The organism is Planktothrix sp. FACHB-1355, assembly GCF_014748295.1.
In the GTDB taxonomy this organism is placed as follows: Bacteria; Cyanobacteriota; Cyanobacteriia; order Cyanobacteriales; family Aerosakkonemataceae; genus Aerosakkonema; species Aerosakkonema funiforme_A.
In genome coordinates this window covers 1-2,529 of the sequence record NZ_JACJUP010001042.1, presented here as the reverse complement: position 1 = coordinate 2,529, position 2,529 = coordinate 1, and the positions used below count along the sequence as shown (strand labels likewise).

1 protein-coding gene and 1 pseudogene are annotated in these 2,529 nt (G+C 45.1%); one reads left to right on the top strand and one right to left on the bottom strand.

Annotation, left to right across the window (positions count from 1 at the left end; all coding sequences use genetic code 11):
* Positions 1-316 (top strand): annotated as a pseudogene (locus H6S82_RS28715) (hypothetical protein); the annotation flags it as partial.
* Between the two features lie 66 nt (positions 317-382).
* On the opposite strand, the gene H6S82_RS28710 reads toward H6S82_RS28715, so the two are convergent.
* The coding region (locus H6S82_RS28710; RefSeq protein ID WP_191057137.1) for a glycogen/starch/alpha-glucan phosphorylase at positions 383-2,529 on the bottom strand (2,147 nt) is incomplete at its 5' end.

The following is a 2,529-nucleotide window of genomic DNA, read 5'->3' as shown; positions in this document are numbered from 1 at the left end:
ATATTATAATAATGCTTCTTGGGATTTAATTGATGCTCTCGATCGAGGTATCGTTACCCTTGAACAATTATCAGATGATGCTTTGCCGCCAGCTATGCGGGGTATGAGTTTAGGGCAAAAACGCGAGTATGTAGCGAGAAAGAAAGCGGAAAGAGCGCGAATTCAAGCCACAATTCGCGAGTTATCTCAAAAACGCGACGAATATGTGCAAAAACAGCGCCAAGCTAATGTCAATAGTGGCGAGAATACGCTGGATTATGTCATGATTCAAAGTCTCCGCCAGCAATTAGCTGCTAAAGGGTTTAAGCTACAATAAAATTTCTTAGGTACGTTGTTGCGCTTCAGCGCTCTTATCCGGAGGGCTGAAGCGCAACAACGTACCTTAGATCGCGAATGACTCTTCGTTGATGATCTTCAATCGATCGACATCTGTTTGCAGATATTCTGACAATTCTATTTTGACTGGTTGAATTTGCCAAATATCTTCACAATAATCGCTAATCGATCGATCGGAAGAAAATTTGCCCATCCGCGCTACATTTAAAATGGCCATCCGCGTCCAGTTTTCTACATCTCGGTAAGCTTGACTGACTTGTTCTTGGCATTCTATATAAGAGCGATAGTCTGCCAATAGCATATATTCATCGCGATGCAATAGGGTATCTAACAAAGGTTTAAACAAATTGGCATCGCCGTGAGAGAAGAAGCCGGAAGAAATGCGATCGATCGCCAATTTCAATTCTGGGTCGCGGTTGTAATAATACATCGGGTCGTAGCCCTGCGCTTTTTTGGCATACACTTCTTCTGCGGTTAATCCAAACAGGAAGAAATTTTCTTCTCCTACTTCTTCGCGGATTTCCACATTCGCGCCATCTAAGGTGCCAATAGTGAGCGCCCCATTCAGAGCAAATTTCATGTTTCCAGTTCCAGAAGCTTCCTTTCCGGCTGTAGAAATTTGTTCCGATAAATCCGCCGCCGGATAAACTCGTTGGGCAAATTTAACGCTGTAATCTTCCAGAAAAACAACTTTCAGTCGTCCTCTGACATCCGGGTCGCGGTTGACTACTTCACCGATCGAATTGATTAATTTGATAGTCAACTTGGCGATGTAATAACCTGGGGCTGCTTTGCCGCCGAATAGGAAAGTGCGCGGCGTAATATCAATATTGGGATTTGCCTTGATGCGGTTGTACAGGGTAATGATGTGCAGCGCATTTAAGTGCTGGCGCTTGTATTCGTGGAAGCGTTTGGCTTGAATATCAAACAAGGAATTGGCATCGACATCAATACCGTTTTTGGCTTTGATATATTCAGCTAAATCTTGCTTGATTGCTTGTTTGATTTGCCGGAATTTATGGCGAAATTCTACATCTTCTGCAAAAGCTTCTAACTGGCGAAGTTCGTGCAAATTTTTGATCCAGGTGTTGCCAATTTTGCTGTCAATAAGTTCGCACAGTCGGGGATTGCTCAATACCATGAAACGGCGCGGGGTGATGCCATTTGTCTTGTTGTTGAACTTCTCCGGATACATTTCGTAGAAGTCGTGCAAGACATCTTTTTGCAGCAGTTCGGTGTGCAATTGCGCCACCCCATTAATCGCAAAGCTGCCTACGCAAGCCAAATTGGCCATGCGGATGTAGCGTTCGCCGCTTTCGTCAATGAGGGACATTCGTTTGAGTCGATCGAAATCATCGGGAAACTTGATCCGCACATCGTCGAGGAAACGACCGTTAATTTCATAAATAATTTGCAGGTGTCGGGGCAATAGTTCCCCAAACAAGCCCAGAGGCCATTTTTCTAAGGCTTCTGGTAAGAGGGTATGGTTGGTATAAGCGAAAGCTTTGGTAGTAATCTCCCAAGCTTGTTCCCACTCCATTCCGTATTCGTCCACTAACAATCGCATCAATTCGGCGACGGCGATCGAAGGATGGGTATCATTGAGTTGAATGACAAATTTTTCGTGGAATTTTTCCAAGGGAATCTTTTGCCCTTTCATAATCCGAATCATGTCTTGCAGGGAACATGACACGAAAAAGATTTGCTGCGCCAACCGCAATTTTTTACCTTGGGATACGTTGTCGTTGGGGTAGAGGACTTTCGAGAGATTCTCGGAAGTCATCTTGGCTTGCACGGCTTTTACGTAATCGCCTGAGTTGAAGGCTTCAAAATCGAAGGATTCCGGTGCTTCCGCTGCCCACAATCTTAAGGTATTGGCAGTGTTGACTTTGTATCCTAAAATGGGTGTGTCGTAGGGGATGCCTTTGACAACTTGGAAGGGAATCCAGCGGACTCGGTAGCGATCGTTCTCGTCAACATAAGATTCTGTATGACCGCCCAGTTTCACTTCTACTGACCATTCCGGACGGGCGACATCCCACGGATTGCCGAAGCGCAACCATTTGTCCGTGATTTCGACTTGCCAGCCATCTTGAATTTTTTGCTCGAAAATACCGAATTCGTAACGAATGCCGTAACCTAGAGAGGGAATCTCCAAGCTGGCCATCGAATCGAGGTAACAGGCAGCTAATC